This window comes from Catellatospora sp. NPDC049133, from assembly GCF_040648455.1.
GTDB lineage: Bacteria > Actinomycetota > Actinomycetes > Mycobacteriales > Micromonosporaceae > Catellatospora > Catellatospora aurea.
The window spans coordinates 61,445-86,714 of sequence record NZ_JBEZDT010000024.1; the positions used below are offsets into that span (position 1 = coordinate 61,445).

A 25,270-nucleotide genomic window follows, 5' to 3' on the forward strand; every position below is an offset into this window, starting at 1 on the left:
TCTTATCGCTGCGCGTATAAGAAGGTGCCCTTCTCAACGGCCGACGGCCGCCGCCGGGGGTTATTGCAGGCCGAGCTGGGCGTAGAGGGCGTCCGGCGCGGGCTTCGCACCCGGCGGCGCGGACACCGTCACCGGCGCGCCGAAGTCGCTGTATCGCAGCGAGGCGCTCGGTGCCCCGCCCGCCGCGGGGATCACGAAACCGACCAGGCGGCCCTGGGCGTCCAGCGACGCGCTGAACGGATGGCGCTTCATGCTGTCGGGGAACTCCTGGCCCTGCGTGAGCCGGAAGCTGATGCCGTTGCCGGTGCCGACCTTGCTCAGGTCGATGGTGCCCTTGATCTCGGTGCCGCTGGTCACGGCACCGTCGACCTCGGCCGAGACGATGGCGTTGATCAGGCGGGCGGAGCCGCCCGGATCGTTCTTGCCCGCGGCGAAGGTCAGCTCGAAGCTCGCCGGGACCTTGGCCGGGTCGAGGCTCAGCCAGCCGTCGCCGACGCCCTGCATCTGCTGCGACTTCATGTACACGGCGTCGCCGATCATCCTGATCTCGGTGGCCTTACCCCCGAACGAGATCAGCGCGTCGCCGCGTTTGCGTGTGTTGTCCATGTGCGAGCGCGTGGTGACCTGCCCGCCGGAGACGTCGACGTCGGTGCGGAAGCTGGTCTCGTCGATGAACTTCGTGCCCGCGCGCAGCAGTTCGACGACGGAGGCGGTCGTCGCGGCGTCGGCGCTGACGACGGGGGCAGGCGAGGGCGCGACATCCTCGTCGCCGGTGTTCCATCTGACGGAGCAGGCCATGGTCATCAGCGCACCGGCCAGGGCCCCGGCGATCAGCAATCGTGATCTCATGGCCGGTGAAGGTATCGCGCGGACGCCAGTCGCGCTGACCCCCCGCCACGCCTGTGGTGGTGGTTACCACGGGCGCGGCGGGCAGGCAGGGTGCGCTCAGCGATCCAAGTCGATCCAGTAGCGGCGTACCCGGACGTGCCCGGCGTCGCGGACGCCTTCGAGCACGCCGCCCTGGCTCTCGATGGTCCGGGCGGAGGCGAGGTTGTCCACCAGGCAGGGGATGAGCACCCGGGGCAGGCCCAGCACGGTACGGGCCTCGCGGAGCATCTCGCCCAGCGCCCAGCTCGCCAGGCCCCGGCGGCGCGCCGACGGGCGTACGCCGTAGCCGATCTGGCCGAGGTCGTCGTCGTACCGGTGCCGCATGGCGATACCCCCGAGCACCTGGCCGTCCTCGACGATCCAGCGGCAGGAGGCGTGCCGCTCGGCGGGGCAGGGGGCTCCGGCGCCGTGGTCGAGGTGGAGACGCCGCCCGACCCAGTCGGCGAAGCCTTCCGGCGAGTCGAGGTCGTCGTCGGCGTGGATGCCGAAGCCGTCCTCGTGCAGGCCGGGTCCCCAGTCGTCGCGGCACTCCTGGAACGCGGTGTAGAGGCTGGTCGTGGGTGCGATCAGTAATGGCATGCGGGTCACCGTAGCCACGGCCGAGCCGGTCGACGAGCCGCTCCTCACGACTGTGGATCATGCCCAGAGGCCGCCTCTGCTCGCGGTTCGCCCGATCCGTTTGGGGGAGTACGGGCGCGCCGCACCGGACCATTCTCGGCGATGCCGGAGCCCTTGAAAGCCGGTTCGGTCGACGTGGGACCACCGCTCGTCGAGGCGGAAATCGAGTCGGCCTTGTGATCTGCGCCACAAAAGGAGTCGCGGCACCCGGACGGGTGCCGCGACTCGCGACTGCGCGCCGTGCACGCGCCGCTCACACCGGGGGACCACCGGAGGCGAGCAGCGGCGGGATCAGCGTTCGCGCAGTTCCGCGGCCCGGTCGGGGGAGCCGAGGATGCACAGCAGCGAGCAGGCCGTCGCCGACGACGTGCCGGACGTGCTCGGTGGTGTGCCCTGCGGCGCGCCTGCCGCGCTGTAGTTGACGCTGGCCGTGTTGGTCAGCGGCAGCAGCAGCAGGAACGTCGAGCAGTGGATCTGCTTGCTCGACCCGGCGGCCAGGGTGAAAGTGCCCCCCGCCGTGACGCAGCCCGGCGCGACCGAGTCGTTCACGGTCACCCCGACCGCGTCGACCGGGCCGGTGTTGGTCACCGTGATCCGCCAGTACGCCGTGCCGAGGACCCCGAGCAGCCCGGCCGGGCTGGTCTTGCCCCAGGGCCCGGCGCCGCCCGGCCCGCACCGCGAGGCCCGGGTGTCCTTGCAGATCTCCTTGTTGACGGTGATGTTCGGCTGGCAGGCCGCACCGGGGTTGATCGGCTGCTGGACGGTGTTGGAGGTCAGCGTGCCCCCGGCGTCGGTGCCGGTGGCGGTGTTGGACACCGAGTACACGCCGCAGTCGCTGCTCAGCCTGGTCTGGAAGCAGATCTGCGGCGGGTCGCCGTCGAAGCCGGCGACCAGGTGCGGCTCGTTGCCGCCGCCGAAGTCGTCGACGTTGAGCAGCCGCAGGCTGGCCTCGATGACCAGCGCCGGATGCGTGCTCGGCGAGATGCCGGACAGGTCGACGCTGCCGTCGGGCGCGAACGGCAGGGTCGCGATCACGGTGTTGTCCGGCTTGCTGATGGTCGCGGCGGAGTTGGCCAGGTCGATGTTGGCGATGTCGATGTCGACCAGGCGCGCGTCCTGGTATCCGGTGATGTGCCCGGATGCCCCGTCGCAGTAGAAGTCGGGCGCGGTCAGGTTCAGCGACGCCCCCGCGCGGAAGCACGGCGACGCGCCGGTGATCGGGTCCATGGAGAACAGCAGGCCCGCGTCACCGAGTCCGAGCAGGCACTCGCCGGCCTGGTCGTAGTCGTAGCCGTAGTCACGGGTGGCGCCGCTGCCGCCGACACCCGGGTGGGTCTTCGGGAAGGCCATGCCCGCGCACGCCGCGCCGGTGTTCCAGTCCCAGCAGCCGGTCGCGCCGAGGATCGGCCCGCCCCAGAACGGGAAGTAGCTGCGCAGGTGCCCGTCCGGCCCGGTGATCACCTTCGGGTTGAACGTCAGCACGCCGTTGGGCATGGCCGGGAACGCGGGCGGGGTCAGGGACGCGCCCGCGATCGTGTAGCAGTGCAGCTGGTAGACGCCGCCCGCGGGCGGCACGCAGACGCCCTCCTCGTCACCGGTGGTGGTGTACGTGGTGAACACCCCGTAGGTGATCAGGCCCGCGGGCCCGGCCGCCTTCGGCGTCGCCCAGCCGGTGCACGCGGCGTTGGTGGCCGGGTCGAAGCAGGCGAGCTTCGCGCCGCTGCTGGGCGACGACGAGATGAAGATCTTCCCGTCAGCCAGCGTGGTGGAGCCGAAGTACTGCGAGCTGGTGTTGGGCGAGGTGTCGCTGTGCGGTGCGACGATCCCGGTGTACGGCTGACCGGCGCACGGCGTCTGCGTGGCCATGGTCAGGCAGAGCACCGATCCGTTGGTCGACGCCGCGTACAGGTTGCCGTTGACGTGGGCGAGCCCGGCGATGTTGTTGCTTGCCGACGGGCTGCCGCCGGTGGGGGTGAGCGGGACGAAGCCGCAGTTGGCGCGGGCGTCCAGGTCTAGGCAGGCGACGCCGAGCGCGGCCGTGGTGTGGGCGGGGTAGTAGACCGTGCCGGGACGGTTCGGGTCGAAGACGAACTGCGGTGCCATCGGACTGCCCAGGTCGCCGGTGTTGCCCGTGCCGAGCGGCCCGGCAGCGCTGTTCAGCGGTCGCGGCCAGGGACCGCCCGCGCAGGGTTGCGCGGTCAGCAGGTTGATGCAGACGACCTTGGGGGCAGTCGGGACGAGGTGGTGGTAGATGTTCCACGACTCGACCGCGCCGTTGTCCGACCGGTACAGCACCGGGGTGAACCCGTCGCCGCCGGTGGCGGTGGTGGTCGGCTGCACCGGGGGCAGCAGCAGCCGGGTCAGGCTGGTGCCGCCGGGCTGCAGGTCGGGGTTGGTGGCGCGCACCGCGACCGTGCCCGAGGCCGGTTCGGTGGTCGAGAACGTGGTCCCGTCGGTGGACCAGGACTTCACCCAGTCCGGCGGCACCTTGAGTGATCCGGGAACGAGGGCCTGGCCCGCGCCGATCGGGTCGGTGACGGTCACCGAGCCGCCCGCGCCGGGGTCGTCGTAGGACATCACCCAGTTGACGACGTCGCCGTGGTCGGCGGGGTTCGACCCGGGATCGGTGATGTTCTGCACCGATTTGACCAATGTGCCCGGTGCGAGCGGCGGCGGGTCGGCCGCCGCCGTCACCGCCGGCGGCGCGAACGTCAGGGCCAGCGCCGTGGCCAGCAGCAGGATGGGCCGGGTAGCGATTCGTGGTCGTCGCACGGTGACGCCTCTCTGGACGGAGACCGTGGCACGGGTGCGGGCGGTGGCCCGTCACGCAGCGCCAGGTGGTGGACGCCGACCGTAACCCGCTTAAATGTGTGGATTGATGAATGAGATCATGAATGGCCACGCTCTTCACCGTTTCGGGTGTCCTGTCCGGCGTGGCGTCAGCCGCCCACCCGTGATCATTTGCGGGTACGCTGCGTCACGAGGAGGCGGCGATGGTGACTCGGGTGGCGATGTGGTCGGGGCCGCGCAACGTGTCGACGGCGCTCATGCGCAGTTTCGGCGCACGAGCGGACACGCTGGTCGTGGACGAGCCGCTGTACGCCCACTACCTCGACGTCACCGGCCTGGACCATCCGGGCCGGGCCGAGATCATGGCGAGCCAGCCCCGGCGCTGGCAGGACGTCGCCGCGGCGCTCACCGGCCCGCTGCCGTCCGGGATCGACGTGCACTACCAGAAGCACATGACCCACCACCTGCTGCCGGACATCGGCCGCGAGTGGCTGGGTGAGCTGGCCAACGCCTACCTGATCCGCGACCCGGCGCACGTGGTGGCGTCGTACGCGAAGGTGCGCGGCGAGCCGACCCTGGCCGACCTCGGCTTCACCCAGCAGGCCGAGATCTTCCGGGCGTACGGCGGCCCGGTGGTCGACGCCGCCGACCTGCTCCGGGACCCGGCCGGGGTGCTCGCGAAACTGTGCGCGGCACTGGGCATCGGCTGGGACCCGGCGATGCTGAGCTGGCCGTCCGGCCCGCGCGACACCGACGGCGTCTGGGCCCCGCACTGGTACGCCAACGTCGAGTCCTCGACCGGCTTCGCCGCCTACGACCCGTCGCCGGCCGTGGTGCCCGACCGGCTGCGCCACCTGGTCGACGCCGCCCGGCCGTACTACGACGAGCTGCACGCCCACCGCCTGACCACCGCGGCCTGACCCGCCCGGCCGGGCGGGCCGCGGTCAGACGACCTGGGTTCCGGCGGCGCGCGCGTGCGCGAGGTAGATGTCGGCGATGCGCTTGGTGACCGGCCCGATCCCGCCGTCGCCGATGGTCCGGCCGTCGATCAGCACCACACCGGCGATCTCGCCCATGGTGCCGGTGCAGAACACCTCGTCAGCGGAGTGCATCTCGGCCAGCGAGATGTCGCGCACCTCGACGTCGATGCCCGCCTCGGCGGCCAGCGCCAGCACCGTCTCCCGGGTGACACCCTCGGGACAGGCGACGGTCCGCGGGGTGGCCAACCGCCCGCGGATCACCGCGAACAGGTGCGTGGCGTTGGTCTCGGCGACGAAGCCGTGCCCGTCGAGCATGAGCGCGTCGTCGGCCCCGGCGAGGGTGGCCTCCATCTTCGCCAGGATCGAGTTGATCAGGTTGTTGTGGTGGATCTTCGGGTCGAGCACGTCCGCGCCGGGGCGGCGCACGCTGGAGGTGGCGAGCTTCAGGCCGCCGGTGTCGTACACCGGGGCCTTGTGTTCGGCGAGCACGATCAGGGTGCAGCCGGACTGGTTGAGCCGCGGGTCCATGCCGCTGGTGACCTTCACGCCGCGGGTCAGGGTGAGCCGGACGTGCACGCCGTCGGTCATCTGGTTGGCGCGCAGCGTCTCGGTCAGCGCGGCGGTGATCTCGGCGTCGGAGGGCACGGCCGCGAAGCCGAGCGCGGCGGCCGAGCGGCGCAGCCGGGCCAGGTGGGCATCGAGGGCGAAGATGCGGCCCTGGTAGAGCCGCAGCCCCTCCCATACCGCGTCGCCGCCCTGCACGACGGAGTCGAACGGGGAGATCCCCGGCTCGTCGCGGTGGCGCAGCACGCCGTTGACCCAGTACTTCAGGTCGGCGTTGCGCTGGTCGTAGCGCTGAAGCATGGCGGAACCCTCCCGGAGTCGACGCCCAAGGAGATCATGTCCGCCGGTCGCGGGTCGAGGCGGACCCACCGCATCGGCGATGCCGTCGATCTGTGACGCACGACAACACCGAATCGTCAAGATGTCGACAAAAGTCGATATTGGATTGCCGCCTGAGGCGAGCTGCTCGTAGCTTGCTGGCTACACACAGCAATGTCCAGGAGAGAGAGCTCGATGACCCAGCTCCAAGCCCCTCAGCTCGTCGTCAACAGCCGGATGCTCTACTTCGGCTGGGTCCCCGCCGACCCCGACGCGGTCGCGGCACTGGTCCCGGCGGGTTTGAAGCCCATGGCCAACCGCCAGGTCTTCATGAACCAGTACGTGGTGGACTCGCCGGAACAGACCTCCGGCTTCGGCGCGTACTCGCTCACCTACATCGGTCCCGACCTGGAGGACGCGTACGCGCCCGACGGCGTCACCCCCGGCCGCTGGTGGACCCACTACTTCAACTCCAGCGCGGTGGTGCGCGACTACGCCTCCGCCCGAGGCGTTCCCGCGAGCGTCGGCACCACCACCATCGAGATCCACGGCAAGAAGCTCACCGCGACGACGACCTCCGACGGCGTGCCCGTCATCCGCACCACCGTGCGGGTCGGCCACAAGCTCGGCGAGACCGCTCGCGGCCAGCTGCGCTACCTGACCGAGGTCGGCGGTGACTTCGTGGCGGGCAACTACCCGTTCATCTCCGAGCCCGTCGCCGACTTCGAGGTCGAGAAACTGGAGTTCCTCGACAAGACCCATTCGGTGTACGCGCTGCGCCCGGCGAACCCGCTGGAGATCACCTGGGGCTTCTACGCCCCGCGGGCCTCCTTCGCCTACCCGGGCGGCGAGACCGTCCTGAGCTGACCCGCGTCGGCCGCCCCGTTCGGCGTAGACGTTGGCCTATCTCATCGATTCCGAGGCGCGGATTTTCGATGGGGTAGGCCAACGTCGATGAAAATCGGCGCGGGTGGCGCGTTACGCGAGCGCCTCTGGGGTGCGTAGTTGCGCGGCCAGGACGGCGAGTCGCCTGCCGTACGCCTCGCCGTCGCGGCGGCCCAGGGGCGTGCGCTCCCAGATGTCGCGGTCGGCGTTCTCCCGGAAGTCCGTCTCCCAGTACAGCGTCCCGTCGGCCGCCCACTGCGAGTCCACGGCGAACCCGCCCGCCGCGGGCCCCAGCCCGTCGCTCACCCCGAACAGCGACTGCGCCAGCGCGGTGCGGTACTCGGTGCGGTGGTACAGCTGCAGGAACGAGTCCTCGTCGCCGACCAGCGGCAGCAGCACCGGCATGGTCTCCTCGCGCAGCAGGCGGCTCTGCGGGTACTGCCAGGTGGTGCCGTGCCAGCGGGGGAACGCGTTGACGGTGTCGAAGTCGAGCACCCGGCAGTCGTGCAGCGCGTCCATCGCGGCGACCGGCCGGTGCCCGTTGCCGGCCCGGATCCGCCAGGTCGGCCGGCGCAGCAGCCGCAGCAGCACGTCGTCGTGGTAGGACGCGACCGCGGCCAGGCTCGCCGTCTTCAGCGCCAGCAGCGCCGGGTAGTGCTGCAGGTTCGCCCAGCGCGGGTCCGGTTCGTCCTCGGGCCGCCGTCGGCAGCGCATGAGCTGCTCGATGACGCGCACCCAGAGCGCGGTGTGCTGGCGGTCGCGGTCGAGGTAGACCCCGTGCGCGAGCAGCCGCATCAGGGTGTCGCAGCGGGCACGCACGTCGTCGTGGGCGCGCTGCAGGGTGGCCGGGTCCTGGGCGGCGGGCGCGGCAGGCATGGCGCGCAGGTAGTCGCGCAGCCGCCGGATCTCGGTGTCGAACAGGTCGGCGACCTCGATGTGCTTGACCGGGTCGGGCAGCAGCCGCTTGAGCCGGGCTACCGCCATCGCCTTGGTCAGCGGCGGGTCGGCGAGGTCGTCGAGCGCTTCCAGCCGGTTGACCAGGTCGGGGAAGAACTGCTCGGCGGCGGCTCCGGTGATGACGTGCGCGCGGTGCTGCGCGACGAGGCGCTTGGCGATCTGGCCCAGCTCGCCGCGGGACGCCCAGAACAGCGGGTAGCGCCGCGACCGGGTGCCTTCGAGGGCGGCGACCAGGCCGTGGTCCCAGTCGCCGGACCAGCCGTTGACGATCAGGCCGTACTCGTCGAGGACGCGTTCCAGTAGCCGCTGCCACGGGGCGCGGTAGGCGCTCAGCTCCTCGACGGTGTTGAGCTGGTCGGTGCGGGCGTAGTCGCCGTGCAGCTTGATGACGGTGCACCGGGCGTGGGGCAGCGGCTCCATGCCCTCGATCGCGGCGGGGCTGGCGATGACCTGCGGGAAGATGCCCTCGGCTTCGAGCGCCTGCTCGATGAGCCGGTCGAAGTTGGTGGTGACGATGACGCGTACCGCGCCGCGGGCGACGAGTGCCGCGATGGCGCGGTGGGCCGCGCCGGGGACCTTGATGCCCTGCTGGCGTTCCTCGGCGGTGGGCTCGAAAAAGGACGCCAGCAGTGCGCGCCGCGCGGCGGGGGTGCTCGCCAGCGATTCCAGCAGCGCGGAGTAGCCCAGCGGCGCGCCGTCGCCGTGCTTGGTCCACCACTGCTCCAGTTCGGCGTCGGTGGGCGCGGCCTCGCCCGCGGCCGCGGCGACCTTCGCGACCAGCGCCGTCACGACACCCCAGCCGGTGGGCACGCCGACCGCCGTGGAGGTGCCGGAGCCGAGCAGCAGGGCGTACACGCCTGGCTGCGCGTGTACGGCGGTGGCGAGGCTGATCCGGGCGTCGAAGACGGGGCGGCGGGTGGCGAGGAGGTCGTCCATGGCGGCAACCATAGACAGCCGTGGTGACGGAGGGGAGGGTGCGTCCGCGGGCCGACAGCGCGCGATCGCATGGGTGCGTACGGTGGCGGTGCGGCTATGACATCCGTTCCCATGTTCATGTTGCAATGAATTCATGATTGGCTGTACCGTCGGCGTGCTGCGCGCGTCGTGGCTGCCGTTTCCCCTGCTGGGGCGCACGATGTCAGCATTCCGGGCACGAGGTGGACGACCATGCATGACGACCATGAGCACGGGCACGACCATGACGGGCACCCGCACGGCGTGAGCCGCGACGCCGATCGGCGCTGGCTGGCGATCGCGCTGGGGGTCATCGCCGCGTTCATGGCGGTCGAGGTCGTCGTCGGCGTGCTCGCGCAGTCGCTGGCCCTGATCTCCGATGCCGCGCACATGCTCACCGACGCCGCCGCGATCGTGCTCGCGCTGGTGGCGATGCGTTTCGCCGCCCGCCCCGCCGGCGGGCGATACACCTTCGGCCTGGCCCGCGCGGAGATCCTGTCCGCCGCGGCCAACGGGTTGAGCCTGCTGCTGCTCGCGGGCTGGCTGGGCTACGAGGCGATCGCCCGGCTGACCGACCCCACCGAGGTCACCGGGTGGATGGTCGTCGTGACCGGACTGCTCGGCCTGGCCGTCAACGTGCTGGCGGCCTGGGCCATCGGCAAGGCCAACCGGACCAGCCTCAACGTCCAGGGCGCCTACCAGCACGTGCTGATGGACATGTTCGCCTCGGTCGCCGCGACGGCCGCGGGCCTGGTGGTGCTGCTGACCGGCTGGGCGCGCGCCGACGCGGTCGCCACGCTGGTCGTGGTCGTACTGATGATCAGGGGCGGCTGGGTGCTGCTGCGCGAGTCCGCCCGGGTGCTGCTCAACGCCGCGCCCGCCGGGGTGCGCCCCGAGGCGATCGGCGTGGACATGCTCGCCGCCGAGGGCGTCGTCGAGGTCCACGACCTGCACGTGTGGACGATCGACTCCGGACAGGCGGCGCTGTCGGCGCACGTGCTCGTCGACGAACCCGCCGACTGCCACCTGGTGCGCCGGGAACTGGAGCGGGTGCTGGCGGCGTCGCACTCGATCACCCACACCACGCTGCAGGTCGACCACCAGGTCCGGGAGAGCGCCGACGAGCACTGCGAATCCGCGCACGGCCAGGTCCACCGCCGCTGAGACGTTAGTTCAGCGAATCGTGTACTATTCTCGCGTGGACACGATCGCCTCGCCGCCGACCTACGGGCAGGTGCTGGCCCGCTTCGGGCACGCGCTGTCCGACCCGACCCGCGCCCGCCTGCTGCTCGCGCTGTGCGAAGGCCCGGCCTACCCGGCGGAACTGGCCGACCTGCTCCAGGTCAGCCGGCAGAACATGTCCAACCACCTCGCCTGCCTGCGCGGCTGCGGCCTGGTCGTCGCCGTGCCCGAAGGCCGCCGCTCGCGGTACGAGCTGTCCGACCCGCGCCTCGCGCACGCCCTCGGCGACCTGCTCGGCGTGGTGCTGGCCGTCGACCCGACCGCCTGCGCCGCCGCCGAGACCGAAGACTGCTGCTGATGAGCGTCGGCCTGCCCGTAGCCCGCCGGTCCCGGCTCGTACGCAGGATCAGATTGCTGGTCGCGGCCACGATCACCTACAACGTGGTCGAGGCGGTCGTCGCGATCACCGCCGGGCGCGCCGCCGGTTCGACCGCGCTCATCGGGTTCGGGCTGGACTCGGTCATCGAGGTGTCCTCGGCTCTTGCGGTGGCCTGGCAGTTCTCCGCCAGCGACCACGAGCGACGGGAACGGGTCGCGCTGCGGGTCATCGCGCTGTCGTTCTTCGCGCTCGCCGCCTACGTCATCGTCGAGGCCGGGCAGGCGCTGCTGGGCGGGCACCGGCCGGACCACTCGACGGTCGGCATCGTGCTGGCCGCGGCCTCACTGGCGATCATGCCCGCGCTGTCGTACGCCCAGCGGCGGACGGGCGCCGAGCTGGGCTCCCGCAGCGCCGTCGCCGACTCGAAGCAGACCCTGCTGTGCACGTACCTGTCCGCGGTGGTGCTGCTCGGGCTGGCCGCCAACAGCCTGTTCGGCTGGTGGTGGGCCGACCCGGTCGCGGCCCTGGCCATTGCCGCGGTCGCGGTCAGGGAGGGCGTCGGCGCGTGGCGGGGCGACACCTGCTGCGCCACCGTGCCCTCGACCGGGGAACGCGATGACGCCTGCGCGGACGGCTGCTGCGGCGGCTGATTCCCGGCTGCCGTCGCGCCGGGCGAAGGCCGCCCCTTACACTGAGGTCGCCTCGCTGTACGCGTCTGAAGACCGTGCGGCGGGGCTCTTGTTTGCGCGGATAGTGCGAACCTCCTGCACACGGCGGTCCCGGTGGGTGATCGTAGGGGAGCAGGGCCGACGCGTCCGGGCGGGAGCGCGCGCTCACCCCGGCCGCGGGCTGACGAGGCACCTTCGGGAGGCGCGACCATGAACACCGCCGCAGAGCAGCACCGGCCTCCCGCGGCCGCGTACGCCCAGGCGGCCGAGACGGCGGGCCGCGCTCCCTCGATCCACAACACCCAGCCCTGGCACTGGCAGGTCCATCCCGACCGCCTCGACCTGTACGCCGACACCACCCGGGCGCTGCCGGGCACCGACCCCGACGAGCGCATGCTGCTGGTCAGCTGCGGTGCGGCGCTGCACCACGCACAGGTCGCGCTGGCGGCCCAGGGCCACACGGTCGATACCCGCACGCTGCCCGACCCCGCCGAGCCGCATCACCTGGCCGTGCTCACGATCAGCGGGGACATGCCGGTGACCGCGGACGCCGTACGCCTGGTGCAGGCTCTTCAGCTGCGGCACACCGACCGCCGCCCGACCGTGGACACACCGGTCGCCCCGGAGCAGGTCGACGAGCTGCGCCGGATCGCGGGCGAGTACGGCGTGCACCTGCACCGGCTCACGCCCCCGCAGGTCAGCGAACTGGCGGTGGCGGTGTCGCGGGCCGAGGACGCCGCGGCGGGGGAGCCGACCCTGCGGGCGGAGACCGCCGCCTGGACCGGCCCCGACCGCCCCGCCGGTGCGGGGGTGCCGCCGGAGTTCATCCCGGACAAGCGGCCCGAGACCGACGTGGGCGAGCGCGACTTCACCGCGCGGGGCGCGCTGCCCGTCGGCGGCGGCCACGACAAGTCCTCGACGTACGTGGTGCTGTTCGGCGGCGACGACGACCGCGCCGCCTGGCTGCGCGCGGGGCAGGCGCTGTCGGCGGTGTGGCTGCACGCCACCGGGCAGGGGCTGGCGGTGCTGCCGTACAGCCAGGTCATCGAGATCGACGGCAGCCGCGCGATGATGCGCCGCATCCTGTCGAACCTGGGGTACGCGTACATCGTGCTGCGGCTCGGGGTCGCCGACCCGGACCACCCGTTGCCCGGCCACACGCCCCGGCTGCCCTTCGACGCCACCGCCACCGTCGACCCGGCGTAGCGTCAGGTCACGAAGACGGTGAAGGCCGTCCGGTGCACCTGACCGGCGACCTTGAACTCCAGGTACAGGCGCTGCTCGCCGCGGTTGGCGAATTCGACGTGGAAGGCCAGCGTCGCGTCCGGGGCCTCGGCGGCCGCGTGCGCGTGGGTCAGCCCGAGGGTGCGCACCTCGAAGGCCGACAGGTGCGCCATCGCGCCCAGGTGGGGTTCGAGCACGGGCGGCCCGGCGACCGAGCTGACCTGGAAGCGCAGCAGCTCGCCCCGTCCGGCGCGCAGGTGGGTGACCCCGTCCAGCCTGGTCAGGGTGAAGCCGTCCGCCGTCGCGGTCGGGGCGGGCGCGGGCAGCGGGGCCAGCTTGGTGTCACCGGTGATGAGGAAGGGCAGGCCGAGCACCGTCGGATGGCCGAGGGCCTCCTTGCCGCGCGGGACGAACTCGGCGTAGAAGCGGTAGGAACCGCCGTCGGTGACGTCGACCTTCGTGGACCAGGTGTCGTCGGCGAACTCGGGGTGCAGGTGGCGGTAGCCGCTGGCGTCGTCGCGCACCAGGTACAGGTGCAGCTGCTTGGTCTGGATCGTCTCGTAGTCGCGCAGCGGCAGCCCGTCCGGGCCGAGGATGCGGAAAGCGACCGGGATCGCCGTGCCGCGCTTGGCCGGCATCGTCACGGGCTGGATGAGGTAGCCGTCGTGGCTGTCGGACAGCCCGTCGCTGTGCATGAACGGGGTGGGCGACGGCGACGGGGCGGGCGCGGCCCCGGACGGTGTCGTGGGCAGCTCGTTCAGCACGTACCCGATGGTGATCGCGCCGGCGGTGACCAGCACGAGGTAGGGCAGCAGCCGACGCCACTTGCCGACAGTCACAGCAGGTCCCTCCCAGGGCAGCGATGGGAAGGGCACCTTCTACAACGCATGGCGATGTGAAGGTGCCCTTCCTTTCCTAACTACGGGTGATGGTGACGTCGTCGACGCCTGCCTCGAGGAGGCTGGCGGTGGAGAGGTCGGCGGCGGATATGAGGATCTGGACGGACTGGCCGGCGTACGGGGTCAGGTCCCAGCTGCCGGCGGTCCACGCGCCGTTGCGGTTGGACGCGACGCCGGGCTGGTTGAACAGCTGGGTCGTGCCGCCGGAGTGCACAACGGAGATCCGGAAGTAGTCGGAGCTGCTGGAGTTGCTGCCGTGGGCGAGGTACCAGGACAGGTTCAGGCGCAGGGTGCCGGTGCCGGGCAGGGTGATCGCGGGGGAGCGCACGCTGGTGACGCCGCTGTCGACGTCGTAGTCCCCGGCTGCGGAACCCGCCAGGCGGCCGGTGACCAGGTCGTTCACGCCGCTCACGGTGGTGCCGAGCTGCTTGGTCCCGCTGGAGGTGGTGGCGGCGGGGTCGCCGCGTTCCCACGCGCCCGCGGTGGCGGTGTCGACGCCGGTCGGGTTGACCGTCCAGCCGGTGGCCGTCTCGAAGGTGTCGCTCCACACGGTGGTGGGCGGCACGCCCGGGTTGTGCTTGACCAGGACCAGGCCCTGCTCGATGCCGCTGATGGCGATGGTGCCGCTGGCGAAGAACGGGTACACGTTCCAGGCGCCGTTGAAGCCGGTGTTGTTCGACGCCGGGTAGATGTCGAAGTAGGCGATCTCGCTCAGCGCGTTCGAGGCGATCCCGGTGATGTCCAGGATGCGCAGGCCGGCGCGGTAGCTGGCCTGGTAGGCCTTGGTGCCGATGATGTACAGGTTGTGGTCGGTGGCCTGGATCGTCGGCGACACGTGCACGCCGGTGTTGACCGGGGCGTTGAGGTCGGACACGTTCCAGATGAAGGTCTTGGTGCCGGGCAGGTCGGAGTCGGTCTCGTCGTCCATCAGCAGCCGCGCGTGGTCCTCGGTCAGCCAGCCCTGATGGGTGTACCCGACGCCGACGTACCCGGTGCGCGACAGCTGCACCGGCGCGGCCTTGTTGGTCACGTCCACGATGGTCAGCGTGTCCACGTTGTAGTTGAAGCAGATCTCCCGGCCCTGGTAGGCGACGTCGGGGCCGTGGTAGACCACGCACTGGTTCTCGTGCACGTAACCGTCGTTGCTGACGCAGCCCGCGTTGACGGGGACCTTCGGGTTCTGCACGTTGACCATGTGCACGCCGCCGCTGCACGTGTTGGTGCCGACGGCGTAGATGAAGCCGGTCTGCTCGTTGACCGCCAGGGTGTGCGAGTTGCCGAAGCCGGTGTAGCGGGCGTCGGCGGCGAACGTCTGCGGGGTGGTGACGGTGCGCAGCCGGGTCAGGTCGAAGACCTGCATGCCGTGCGAGCTGATGGAGTCCGCGCCGATGTAGGCGTGGTTGGCGTACACCTTGATGTCGCGCCAGGAACTGGACGTGCCGTTGTAGGACGGCAGGTTGCCCAGGTAGACGGGCGCGGTCGGCACGGTGACGTCGATGAAGGACGCGCCGGTGGACCGGCCGAAGATGATGTACTCCTTGCCGGTGGTGGTGTCCGTCCAGCCCCACATGCTGTTGCCGTTGCCGCCGCCGATCGAGCCCAGCGGCAGCACGCTGAGCAGGTCGACGTTGCTGCACGGGTAGGTCCCGGCGAAGCCGCCGACGCACGGGGTCGCGGCGAGCGCGGCCGCCTCGGCGCGTACGGGGGCCTCGTAGTCCTGCATGATGCGCCGCACTTCCTCGCGGCCCTCGGCGCTGTTCGGGTCATGTGCCCAGGCCGATCCGGCGGCCAGTGTCAGTGCCAGTACTCCCGCTACGAGCCCAGCTGTTCGCAAGGTCTTTCGCATGGCGCGGTCTCTCCCCTCGACGGTGCAGTCATCGTCACATGCGAATGTTTCGAGGGCAATGAGACTGTGAACGGCCGGTGGCGAAGAGCCACCGGCCGTTCGGAGGAGCGGGGGTTCAGCTGGTGGTGCCGGTTACGGAACCGCTGGTCGCCTTGGTGACGTAGTAGGTGACGGTCGTGCCGCTCCAGAAGTGGAACGTCAGCGTCACCCGGGAGCCCGCGTTGACCTCGGCGAAGAACTCGGGCTTCAGCGTGATCGTGTTCGCCGTGTAGTTCGGCGCGAACGTCACGTCGAACTCCTTGAACGAGGTCCAGTTGTGCGGGCCGGCGAAGGTGCCGTCGGCGTACTTGGCCTCCATGGTGGCGAGCTGGTCGCCGCGGAACTGGGTCGGCACCGCGAACGACGACGTGGTCCCGGTCGCGTTGGACACGATCGGCGGGTCGTTCGTGACGATGTTGATCCGCCACGGCACGCCCTGGGAGAACCTGGCGTGCAGGGTCGCGTTGACGCCGTACGCCCGGCTGCCGGTCAGGCGGGTCAGCGCGGACGCGGTCAGCGTCAGCGTGCTCCCGGACACCGTGTAGTCGGTGCCGCTGACCAGGTCGGTGCTGCCCTGGCGCAAACCCTGGAACGTGGTGCCGTTCAGGTTCAGCGCGAGCGTCTTGGCGGTGATCGTGCTCGCCTTCGGCACGAAGACCTGGTCGGCGTACGCGGTGCCGGAGCGCGTCGTCCAGCTCGACTTGATCTGCGCGAACAGCTCCGGGTCGCTCCACACCAGCGAGGTGCGGCCCAGGTGCTGACCGTTGTCCCAGAGCATGGTGGTGAGCTGCCTGCTGCGGGCGTAGTGGCCGAGGTACTCGAAGAACTTGAGCTTCTCGCCCTGCTGGATGGTGCCGGTGTGCCGGTCGAAGCCGAGCAGGCCGTACTCACCGATGATCACCGGGATGTTGCGGGCGACGAACGCGTTGTAGACGCGGTCGAACTGCCCGACCAGGTCGGCCTGGGTGGTGGCGTCGAACCGGGTGCCGCCCGCGACGTTCACGCTGAACGGCCAGTAGCCGTAGAAGTGCACGGTGGCGATCAGGTTCGGGTCGTTGAGCTGGGTGAAGGTGCTGGTCAGCTCGTCGATGCGGGCCTGGTCGGCCGAGGTGTGCAGGGTCGGCAGGACCAGCAGGCGTGTGGCGTTGGCGCCGCCGGACTGGCGCACGATGCGATGGAACGACGTGTTCAGCTCGTTGAGCAGCTGCGCGTTCTGTGCGTCGCCGGAGCTGCCGGTGAACTGCGGCTCGTTGACACTCTCGAAGGTCAGCTTCGCCGACGAGTCACGGAACGCGGCGGCCAGCTGCGTCCAGAGCGCGTTGTACCGGTTGAGCACGGTGGTGCGGTCGCCCGGCATGTTGGCGATCCACTGCCACGAGTCGTGGTGAATGTTGATCATCACGTAGAAGCCGTCGGCGAGAGCCCAGTCCACCACCTGCTTGACGCGGGCGAGCCACGCGGCGTCGATGGTGTAGTTCGGCGCGGAACCGTGGTGCTGGCCCCAGGTCACGGGGATTCGGATGCTCTTGAAGCCCTCCGCCTTGACCTTGTCCAGCAGCGCTTCGGTGACCTGCGGGTTGCCCCAGGAGGTCTCGTCGGCGCCGGTGGCGTCGAACGAGTTGCCGAGGTTCCAGCCGGGCTGCATCGCGGCCACGGCGGCCATCGCGTTGACCGGCGGCTGCCCGGACGGCGAGGGCGAGGCCGACGGGGAGACCGACGGAGACGGGGAGGTGCTGCGCGACGGGCTCGGGCTCGACGGCGGCGGAGTGCTGCCGCCGACGCTGCCGGTGCAGGCGACGCCGTTGAGCGTGAACACGGTCGGGTTGGTGTTCGTGCCCGACCAGGAGCCGTTGAAGCCGAACGAGACGGTGCCGTTGGTCGCGATCGCGCCGTTGTAGCCGACGTTGGTCGCGGTGAACTGGCCGCCGGAGGAGGTGACGGTCGCGTTCCACGCCTGCGTGACCTGCTGGCCGGAGGGGAACGTCCAGACCAGGGACCAGCCGCTGATCGGGTCGCCGAGGTTGGTGACCTCGACGTTGGCGGTGAAGCCGCCGGGCCACTGGCTCGGGGCGGAGTAGGCGACGCGGCATCCCGACGCGGCGTACGCATTGGCCGTCGCGACCATGCCGAGACCCGTCACCACGGCGGCGCTCGCCACCGCGGCCAGACCTGCCCGCCATCGTCTCCTGCGTGCTGTGCTCGATTGTTCAGACATGATGCTCCTGAGTCGTGGGCGCGACCGGATGCGGTGCACGGCAAGGCCGCCAGGACACCGCTGATGATCAATGGACATTAGTTTCGACGCTAAACTTTGTCAATCGGTGCGGGCCGATGCGGTGCGCATCGGGCGGCACGCACCGCTTGTGCGACGTTCTGGCCGTCGTGTGCGCGACCCTCACTCACACATAGCTGGTTGCGGATGTGTGGCGCGCGTAATGTCCAGGGGCGGGTGGCGTGACGCCTCGGTAACGGTGGGTTCCTACCGTCGGGAGGCATCACGGGGCGTCGCCCGGGTGCCTTCGCCGACACGTGGAGGAACAGGCATGACGTCCACCGATCGTGCTGGGACGTCCCAGATCAGGACAGTGTGCTCGTACTGCGGCGTCGGCTGCGGGATGATCCTGCACATCGGGCAGGACCCCGGCGGCGAACGCCGTGTGCTCAAGGTCTCCGGCGACCGCGAACACCCCGCCAACCATGGCAGGCTGTGTACCAAGGGCGCCACCAGCGCCGAGATGCTGGCCGCGCCGGGCCGGCTCGCGGCGGCGCGGGTGCGCCCGGCGCGCGGGGCCGAGCCGGTGGACACGGGCGTGGACGAGGCGATCAGCCGCACCGCGCGGGGGCTGCGCCGGATAATCGACGAGCACGGCCCGGACGCCGTGGCGCTGTACGTGTCCGGCCAGCTCACGCTGGAGGCGCAGTACCTGGCGAACAAGCTGGCCAAGGGGTTCATCGGCACCAACCAGATCGAGTCGAACTCGCGGCTGTGCATGGCCAGCGCCGGCACCGGCTACAAGCTGTCGCTGGGCGCGGACGGCCCGCCCGGCTCCTATGACGACTTCGACCACGCCGACCTGTTCTTCGTCATCGGCTCGAACATGGCCGACTGCCACCCGATCCTGTTCCTGCGGATGATGGACCGGGTCAAGGCGGGCGCGAAGCTGATTGTGGTCGACCCGCGCCGCACCGCCACGGCCGACAAGGCCGACCTGTTCCTGCAGATCGCTCCAGGCACCGATCTGGCGCTGCTCAACGGCCTGCTGCACCTGCTGGTCGAGGCCGGTGACCTCGACGAGCGCTTCATCGCCGAGCAGACCGAGGGCTGGGCGGCGATGCCCGCGTTCCTGGCCGACTACCCGCCCGCCGAGGTCGCCCGGATCACCGGCATCCCGGAGGAGGACATCCGTGCCGCCGCGACCCTGATCGGCGCGGCCACGGACTGGATGAGCTGCTGGACGATGGGCCTCAACCAGAGCACGCACGGCACCTGGAACACCAACGCGCTGTGCAACCTGCACCTGGCGACCGGTGCGATCGGCCGCCGGGGCAGCGGGCCGTTCTCGCTCACCGGCCAGCCGAACGCGATGGGCGGCCGGGAGATGGGCTACATGGGGCCGGGGCTGCCGGGGCAGCGTTCGGTGCTGGTCGCCGCCGACCGGGAGTTCACCGAGCAGCAGTGGGGACTGCCGGCGGGCACCCTGCGCACCGAGGTCGGCAAGGGCACCGTGGAGATGTTCTCGAGGATGGCCGACGGGCAGATCAAGGCCTGCTGGATCATGTGCACGAACCCGGTCGCCTCGGTCGGCAACCGGCGCACCGTCATCGCGGGCCTCGAAGCGGCCGAGCTGGTCGTCACCCAGGACGCGTACGCCGAGACGGAGACCAACGCGTACGCCGACGTGGTGCTGCCCGCGGCGACCTGGTCCGAGACCGACGGCATCATGATCAATTCGGAGCGCAACCTGACCCTGGTCTCCGCGGCCGTGCCGCCGCCGGGCCAGGCGCTGCCGGACTGGCAGCTCATCGCCCGCGTCGCCGCCGAGATGGGATACGCCGACGCGTTCGACTACAGCAGCGCCGAGGAGGTCTTCGCCGAGCTGCGCGCGTTCGCCAACCCGCAGACCGGATACGACCTGAGCGGCGTCACCTACGAGCGGCTCCGGCAGACCCCGGTGCAGTGGCCCGCCGCCCCGGAAGGCCCGGCCCGCAACCCGGTGCGCTACCTCGACGGACCGTCCGCCGCGGACGGAGCCCGGCCTCGCCTGAGGTTCCCGACGGCGAGCGGCCGGGCGGTGTTCCACCCGCGCCCGCACCTGCCCGCAGCGGAGCTGCCCGACGACGACTACCCGTTCGTGCTGAACACCGGCCGGCTCCAGCACCAGTGGCACACCCTGACCAAGACCGGCAAGGTCGCCAAACTGGGCAGGCTCAATCCCGCGCCGTTCGTCGAGCTGCACCCGGCCGACGCCGCGGACCTCGACGTGCACGACGGGGACCTGGTCGAGGTCGCCTCCCGCCGGGGCCGGGCCGTGCTCCCGGCGGTGGTCACCGAGCGGGTCCTGCCCGGCAGCTGCTTCGCCCCGTTCCACTGGAACGACCTGTACGGCGAATACCTCAGCGTCAACGCCGTGACCAGCGACGCGGTGGACCCGCTCTCGTTCCAGCCGGAGCTGAAGGTCTGCGCCGTCGCGCTGACGAAGGTGGCCGCCCCGGCCGTGTCGGCATCGGGGGAGGGGCTGCCCGACGACGTGGTGACCGCGCCGCCGTCCGACGTCACCGCGAGTTCGCTGCTGGCCGCCGACGATCTCGCTCCGCCCGTGTTCAGCCCGGCGCAGCGGCGTTACCTGGCCGGGTTCCTGTCCGGCGTCGACACCGCGCCGCCGGGGGCGGGTTCGGTGCCGTGCCTGCCGGGCGACGCGCCGTTCGACCCCGATCAGGCATTGTGGGTCAACGGCTTTCTGGCGGGCAGGTTCTCCCGCAGCTCGTCGCCCGAGTCGCAGGCCGGTCCGGAGCGGGCGCTCCCTGCCGCGCGGGATGTGCAGGTGCTGTGGGCGTCGCAGACCGGCAACGCCGAGGGGTTCGCGGCGACCGTCGCGCGACGGCTGGCCGAGGCGGGCTGGCAGGCGCGGCTGCGCGGGATGGACGGCCCGGCCCCGGACCTGACGGCCGGCGACGCTCCGCTGCTGGTGATCACGAGTACGTTCGGCGACGGCGACGCCCCGGACAACGGAGCCGGTTTCTGGGACTTCCTGGACCGGCCCGACGCCCCTCGGCTCGACGGCCGCCGCTACGCGGTGCTCGGGTTCGGTGATTCGTCCTATGCCGAGTTCTGCGGCCACGGCCGCCGCCTCGACGGCAGGCTGAGCGAGCTGGGTGGGGTGCGCCTGGCCGAGCGCGTCGACTGCGAGCCCGACTACGACGCCGCCGCGCTGGCCTGGCTCGACCTGGTCGTCGCGGCGCTGGCGGCTGATCCGGGGCCGCCGGCCGACGGTCCGGCACCGGCCGTGGCAACGGCACCAGACGCCTTCACCGCACCGGGCAGGGGCCTGGCACCGGGCACTGGCCCAGCACCGGGCACTGGCCCAGCACCGGGCACGGGCCCGGCACTGGGCCACCACGCTGCCGGCACCCGGCCGGGCGGGCGTGGCACGAGTCGGCGCGGCCCGGTCCGGACCGCGCAGCCGGACAGCCGTGCCGGGGGGTCGGCGGTGGGGGTGCTGGACGCGCCGCCGCGACCGGACGCCGCGCCGAGCAAGGCCAGGCCGCTGACCGCGCTGCTGGCCGGCAACCGGCTGCTAAGCCTGGCCGGTTCGGACAAGGAGGTGCGCCGCTTCACCTTCGACACGGGCGCGGCGCTGGACTACGAGGCGGGCGACGCCCTCGGGGTGTGGCCGACCAACTGCGCCGACCTGGTCACCGAGTGGCTGGCGGTGACCGGGCTGCACCCGGACGAGGTCGTCGACGTGGGCGGGCCGGTGCCGCTGGCCGAGGCGCTGCTGCGGCGGCTCGACATCACCCGGGTCACGCCGGGCCTGCTGCGCTTCGTCGCCGAGCGCAGCCACGACGCCCACCTGAAGACCCTGCTGCGCCCCGACAACAAGGGCGAGCTGGCGAAGTGGACGTGGGCCCGGCAGGCCGTCGACGTCGTGGCCGGGCACGCCGTGCGGGCCGCGGCGGCGGACTGGGTCGCGGTCCTGCCGCGCCTGCAGCCCCGGCTCTATTCGATCTCCTCGTCGCCGCTGCTGGACCCGGCCCGGGTCAGCCTCACCGTGTCGGTGGTGCGCTTCGGCAACGACCGCGGGCAGCCGCGCAAGGGCGTCTGCTCGTCTTATCTGGCCGATGCCGCCCCGGACACGCCGGTGCCGGTGTTCCTGCAGCGTACGCCGCATTTCCGGCCCCCGGCCGACGGAGCCACTCCCATGATCATGGTTGGTCCGGGCACCGGGGTCGCCCCGTTCGTGGCGTTCCTGCAGCAGCGGCGTGCGACGGGTGCGCGCGGGCGCAACTGGCTGTTCTTCGGCGAGCAGCGCCGGGCCACCGACTTCTACTACGCCGACGAGCTGGCCGAACTCGTCGAAGACCGGGTGCTCACCCGGCTCGACCTGGCATTCTCGCGGGATCAGCGGAGCAAGGTGTACGTCCAGGACCGCATGCGCGAGCACGGCGCTCAGCTGTGGGCGTGGCTGCAGGAGGGCGCGCACTTCTACGTGTGCGGCGACGCCGCCCGGATGGCCAAGGACGTCGACGCGGCGCTGCGGGAGATCGCCGCACTGCACGGCCGCCTCGACCCGGCGGCGGCTGCCGCGTACGTCAAGCAGCTGGCGGCCGACCGGCGTTACCTGCGGGACGTGTACTGACCGGGTGCTCGCGTCGAACCCGAGCCCTGGTCGGCGGGGGTGATCCGGGACAATGACCTCGTGTCCATGCGTGATCTTCTGCGAGGACTGCCGGTCTTCGCCCGTCCGCTGCCCGTCTTCGACCCGGCCGCCGCCGCGCCGGACCCCGCCGACCTGCTAGCCGCCTGGCTGCGGGAGGCCATCACGGCGGGGGTGTCCGAGCCCCACGCGATGACCCTGGCCACCGCGGGGCCCGACGGCCTGCCGGACCTGCGGGTGCTGATCCTCAAGGACCTCGACGCCGAGGGCCTGTACTTCGCCACCGAGTCGATCAGCGCCAAGGGCGCCCAACTCGGCGTCAATCCGCAGGCCGCGCTCGGGTTCTACTGGCGCGAGCAGGGCCGGCAGATCCGGGTCCGGGGGCCGGTGCAGCCCGCGGTTCCGGAGGTCAGCGCGCAGGACTTCCTGGCCAGGCCGATCGGGTCGCGTACGGCGAGCCTGATCGGACGGCAGAGCACCGTGCTGCACGACCCCGCCGACCTCGTCGCGGAGCTGGCCGCCGCGCAGGCCCGGCTGGAGGCCGATCCGGAGCTGGTCGCCGAGCACCACACGGTGTATGTGCTCAAGCCGGTGAGCGTGGAGTTCTGGCAGGCCGACACGGAGCGGCGGCACATCCGCCTGCGGTACCGCCGCACCGCCGACGGCTGGCGCACCGAGCGCCTGTGGCCGTGACCTGGCCGGGGCGGACGCGATGTCGTTTTCCCGCCAGCCTGCCGCCGGGTCCCGGTGACATGATCGGCTGAGGCTAGCGAGGACGGAGGCAGGGCCATGACCGCACGGCACACCCGGATCGGCACGGGGCTCGGCGAGCTGACGGTGGTCGCCGAGGGCGACACCCTGATCGGGCTGTACTTCCCGGGGCACTGGTACCCGCCGAAGCCGGACGCGATCGGCCCGTACGTCGAGGCGGCCGACGACCGGCTGTTCACCAGGACGGCCGAGGAGCTGGCCGAGTACCTCGACGGGCGGCGTACCGCGTTCGACGTGCCTGTCGCCCTGCACGGCGACGACTTCCAGCAGCGGGTGTGGGCGCTGCTGCGCGAGATCCCGCACGGGCGGACCACGACGTACGGCGCGCTCGCCGGCCAGCTGGGCAATCCGGCGCTGGCGCAGCGGGTCGGGCAGGCCGTCGGCCGCAACCCGTTGTCGGTGATCGTGCCCTGTCACCGGGTCGTCGGCAGCGACGGCAGCCTCACCGGATTCGCGGGCGGCCTGCGGCGCAAGCAGTTCCTTCTCGAACTGGAGGAGCCGGCCGAGGTCAAGGCGGGCAGGCTGTTCTGAGCGCCCGCTCAGCCTGCCGCGCCCGCGGTCGGCGGGGTGAGCCGGGCGAGCACCTGGCGGGCCTGGTCGGCGTACTCCGCGGAGACGCTGACCGCGTATTCACCCGCCTGCAGTGAGCGGCTGGACGTGAAGTCGCGCTTGCCGCGGGTCATGGCGTGGGCGATGGCGCCGAAGATGGCGCCCCAGATCGCGGCGATCACCACCGCGGTCAGCACGACGGCCAGCCAGTTCGTCGGCACGAAGATGCCGAACAGCAGGCCGATGAACAGGCCGAACCAGGCGCCGCCGGCCGCGCCGTACAGGGTGGCCCGGCCGGTGGTCATGCGGCCGAGCACCTGCTCCACCATGCGCAGGTTGGTGCCCACGATGGCGGCGTGCTCGACGGGGAACTTGTTGTCGGACAGGAAGTCCACGGCGCGCTGGGCGTCGCCGTACTCCGGGTAGGTGGTGACGGCGACCATCGCCCGGCTGGGGTCGACGGGCTGTACGGGCACCGGCTGTCCGGCGAAGCCGCCTGCCGCCGCGGACGATGTGCTCATGATGCTCCCTCGCTCGGTCATGTCTCGTCAGTCCTGATCATCGCGCGCCGCACCGCCCGAACATGCCGTTTTGCGGCTTTTGTCGTCAGCAGGCGTCGACGAACGCCTGACCTGCGGGAATGCCGAGCGGATCGTGGCGGTTGTCGATGGGGCAAACAGAAAGGGCAGGTGCCAGATGAAGGTCAGAAGCTCACTGCGCAGTCTCAAGAACCGGCAGAACTCGATCGTGGTGCGTCGCCACGGCGCGGTCTTTGTGATCAACAAGTCCGACCCGCGCCAGAAGGCCCGCCAGGGCTGAGTCCCGCCCCTGCGCGTGCCACGCAAGATCAGTGGACTTGCCAGGCACCTGGGCGTATGACGTCTCAAGATACGCACAGGTGCCTGGCAATTCAGACGATCTAGGTAGAACGGGTCACTTCGCGGCGTCGCGCAGGGCGTCGCGCACCCGGTTGGCGATGGCGGCCGGTGAGCCGTTCTGGCGCGACGGGTGCGCGTCCGGGGCCGCCGGTCCGACCCGCTCGGCCGCGCGGGCCGTGGCGGCGATCCCGATCAGCTGCTCGACGGGCATGTTCTCGCGCAGATAGCCGAACTCCTCGTCCTCTTCGAGCTCGGCGTGCTCGATCACCGCGTCGCGCAGCTCGATCAGGCGGTCGTCGAACTGCGGGTGGTCGACGCCCATCTCGTACAGCTGGGACAGGTCCTCGGTGGCCTGCTGCTCCTCCTGCAGCCGCGACTCGATCAGGTCCTCGCCGTCGGGCAGCCGCCGAGCGGCCAGCGGGTGCACGAGCTGCTGCTCGATGTTCTCGTGGACCACCAGCAGGCGTACCAGCTGCTGCCAGGCCTGCTGCTTCTGCTCGCCGTGCGTCCGGCCGACCTGCCCGAACAGCTGCTTGATCTCCTCGTGGTGGCTCAGCAGCAGGTCGATCACGTCGTCGTGGCGGCTCTCCCAGGCCGTCTCGCCCGCCCGGCCGGAGCTCTCGGCGCGCGCCGTCGTGCCGGGCTGGGCCGTCTTCTTGCCGCCGGTCTTGTGGGCCGCGCCGCTCGCCGGGCTCGCGCCGGTGCTCTTCTTGCCGGTGGCGATGCTCGCCGACATCGTGCCCTGGTCGGAACGCATGGTCTTCACCGCCGCCTTGACCAGTTCCTCCTTGCGCATGCCCGAGGTTCCGGTCACGCCGTGGTCCTTGAGCCAGCCGCGGAGCTGGTTGACGGTCATCGTGTCGATATCGCCGGCCATGTCCGAGTGGTCGTGCCCTCGGCCGGCCTGGCTCCCGCTGCTCATGTGCTCCGCCATCGTGTCGTCCCTTCCTCCAGCTCGACCCCCACCCCCGTGGAGCCACCCCCCATCCTGATGGAAACGGCATGG

The 25,270-nt window shown here is 71.3% G+C and carries 20 protein-coding genes; 10 read left to right on the forward strand and 10 right to left on the reverse strand.

Annotated elements, in window-relative coordinates; genetic code table 11:
* Positions 1-60: 60 nt before the first annotated feature.
* The 3 genes from AB0B35_RS25865 to AB0B35_RS25875 form a co-directional block, all read right to left on the reverse strand.
* Positions 61-849, reverse strand: a complete 789-nt coding sequence (locus tag AB0B35_RS25865) for a hypothetical protein (protein ID WP_361049670.1) — start codon at positions 847-849, stop codon at positions 61-63.
* A 96-nt stretch (positions 850-945) separates the two neighbouring features.
* Entirely contained in the window at positions 946-1,467 is a 522-nt protein-coding gene (locus AB0B35_RS25870; RefSeq protein ID WP_361049672.1) for a GNAT family N-acetyltransferase, read from the reverse strand.
* Positions 1,468-1,797: 330 nt separating this feature from the next.
* Complete coding sequence (locus tag AB0B35_RS25875; protein WP_361049674.1) at positions 1,798-4,278, reverse strand: hypothetical protein; 2,481 nt, start codon at positions 4,276-4,278, stop codon at positions 1,798-1,800.
* A 221-nt stretch (positions 4,279-4,499) separates the two neighbouring features.
* On the opposite strand from AB0B35_RS25875, the gene AB0B35_RS25880 reads away from it, so the two are divergent.
* Positions 4,500-5,216: an HAD family hydrolase gene (locus AB0B35_RS25880; RefSeq protein ID WP_361049675.1), complete on the forward strand. Its 717-nt coding sequence runs from the start codon at positions 4,500-4,502 to the stop codon at positions 5,214-5,216.
* Between the two features lie 24 nt (positions 5,217-5,240).
* On the opposite strand, the gene AB0B35_RS25885 is transcribed toward AB0B35_RS25880, so the two are convergent.
* Positions 5,241-6,140, reverse strand: a complete 900-nt coding sequence (locus AB0B35_RS25885; RefSeq protein WP_361049677.1) for an aminotransferase class IV — start codon at positions 6,138-6,140, stop codon at positions 5,241-5,243.
* Between the two features lie 213 nt (positions 6,141-6,353).
* Here AB0B35_RS25885 and AB0B35_RS25890 point away from each other — a divergent pair, with 213 nt between their 5' ends.
* Entirely contained in the window at positions 6,354-7,025 is a 672-nt protein-coding gene (locus tag AB0B35_RS25890; RefSeq protein ID WP_361049679.1) for a hypothetical protein, read from the forward strand.
* Positions 7,026-7,136: 111 nt separating this feature from the next.
* Here AB0B35_RS25890 and AB0B35_RS25895 read toward each other — a convergent pair whose 3' ends face one another.
* Positions 7,137-8,936, reverse strand: coding sequence for an SIR2 family protein (locus tag AB0B35_RS25895; protein WP_361049681.1), 1,800 nt, complete (start codon positions 8,934-8,936; stop codon positions 7,137-7,139).
* Between the two features lie 231 nt (positions 8,937-9,167).
* On the opposite strand from AB0B35_RS25895, the gene AB0B35_RS25900 reads away from it, so the two are divergent.
* From AB0B35_RS25900 to AB0B35_RS25915, 4 genes are all read left to right on the forward strand, one after another.
* Positions 9,168-10,118, forward strand: coding sequence for a cation diffusion facilitator family transporter (locus AB0B35_RS25900; protein ID WP_361049683.1), 951 nt, complete (start codon positions 9,168-9,170; stop codon positions 10,116-10,118).
* A gap of 34 nt (positions 10,119-10,152) precedes the next feature.
* Positions 10,153-10,494, forward strand: coding sequence for a metalloregulator ArsR/SmtB family transcription factor (locus tag AB0B35_RS25905; RefSeq protein WP_361049685.1), 342 nt, complete (start codon positions 10,153-10,155; stop codon positions 10,492-10,494).
* The gene (locus AB0B35_RS25910) at positions 10,494-11,165 is read left to right on the forward strand and encodes a cation transporter (protein WP_361049687.1); all 672 of its coding nucleotides are present in this window, start codon (positions 10,494-10,496) and stop codon (positions 11,163-11,165) included. Before AB0B35_RS25905 ends, AB0B35_RS25910 begins: the two co-directional genes overlap by 1 nt.
* Positions 11,166-11,393: 228 nt before the next feature.
* The gene (locus AB0B35_RS25915) at positions 11,394-12,389 is read left to right on the forward strand and encodes a nitroreductase (RefSeq protein ID WP_361049689.1); all 996 of its coding nucleotides are present in this window, start codon (positions 11,394-11,396) and stop codon (positions 12,387-12,389) included.
* A gap of 2 nt (positions 12,390-12,391) precedes the next feature.
* On the opposite strand, the gene AB0B35_RS25920 is transcribed toward AB0B35_RS25915, so the two are convergent.
* The 3 genes from AB0B35_RS25920 to AB0B35_RS25930 form a co-directional block, all read right to left on the reverse strand.
* Positions 12,392-13,246, reverse strand: a complete 855-nt coding sequence (locus AB0B35_RS25920) for a hypothetical protein (RefSeq protein ID WP_361049691.1) — start codon at positions 13,244-13,246, stop codon at positions 12,392-12,394.
* 76 nt (positions 13,247-13,322) lie between these two features.
* Positions 13,323-15,152 (reverse strand): choice-of-anchor B family protein, encoded by a 1,830-nt coding sequence (locus AB0B35_RS25925; RefSeq protein ID WP_361049693.1) that lies wholly within the window; start codon positions 15,150-15,152, stop codon positions 13,323-13,325.
* Positions 15,153-15,267: 115 nt separating this feature from the next.
* Entirely contained in the window at positions 15,268-17,406 is a 2,139-nt protein-coding gene (locus AB0B35_RS25930) for a cellulase family glycosylhydrolase (protein ID WP_361049695.1), read from the reverse strand.
* 328 nt (positions 17,407-17,734) lie between these two features.
* On the opposite strand from AB0B35_RS25930, the gene AB0B35_RS25935 reads away from it, so the two are divergent.
* The 3 genes from AB0B35_RS25935 (at position 17,735) to AB0B35_RS25945 (ending at position 23,368) form a co-directional block, all read left to right on the forward strand.
* Positions 17,735-22,048 carry a bifunctional nitrate reductase/sulfite reductase flavoprotein subunit alpha gene (locus AB0B35_RS25935; RefSeq protein ID WP_361049697.1) on the forward strand — a complete coding sequence of 1,438 codons (4,314 nt, stop codon included), beginning with the start codon at positions 17,735-17,737 and terminating at the stop codon, positions 22,046-22,048.
* Positions 22,049-22,114: 66 nt separating this feature from the next.
* The gene (locus AB0B35_RS25940) at positions 22,115-22,759 is read left to right on the forward strand and encodes a pyridoxal 5'-phosphate synthase (RefSeq protein ID WP_361049698.1); all 645 of its coding nucleotides are present in this window, start codon (positions 22,115-22,117) and stop codon (positions 22,757-22,759) included.
* Between the two features lie 96 nt (positions 22,760-22,855).
* The gene (locus tag AB0B35_RS25945) at positions 22,856-23,368 is read left to right on the forward strand and encodes a methylated-DNA--[protein]-cysteine S-methyltransferase (RefSeq protein WP_361049699.1); all 513 of its coding nucleotides are present in this window, start codon (positions 22,856-22,858) and stop codon (positions 23,366-23,368) included.
* A gap of 8 nt (positions 23,369-23,376) precedes the next feature.
* Here the strand turns inward: AB0B35_RS25945 and AB0B35_RS25950 are convergent, their stop codons facing one another.
* Positions 23,377-23,829 carry a general stress protein gene (locus AB0B35_RS25950; RefSeq protein ID WP_361049824.1) on the reverse strand — a complete coding sequence of 151 codons (453 nt, stop codon included), beginning with the start codon at positions 23,827-23,829 and terminating at the stop codon, positions 23,377-23,379.
* A 253-nt stretch (positions 23,830-24,082) separates the two neighbouring features.
* On the opposite strand from AB0B35_RS25950, the gene ykgO reads away from it, so the two are divergent.
* Entirely contained in the window at positions 24,083-24,205 is a 123-nt protein-coding gene (ykgO, locus tag AB0B35_RS25955; protein ID WP_203692278.1) for a type B 50S ribosomal protein L36, read from the forward strand.
* 114 nt (positions 24,206-24,319) lie between these two features.
* On the opposite strand, the gene AB0B35_RS25960 is transcribed toward ykgO, so the two are convergent.
* Positions 24,320-25,186, reverse strand: a complete 867-nt coding sequence (locus tag AB0B35_RS25960) for a hemerythrin domain-containing protein (RefSeq protein ID WP_361049700.1) — start codon at positions 25,184-25,186, stop codon at positions 24,320-24,322.
* Between the last annotated feature and the right edge of the window lie 84 nt (positions 25,187-25,270).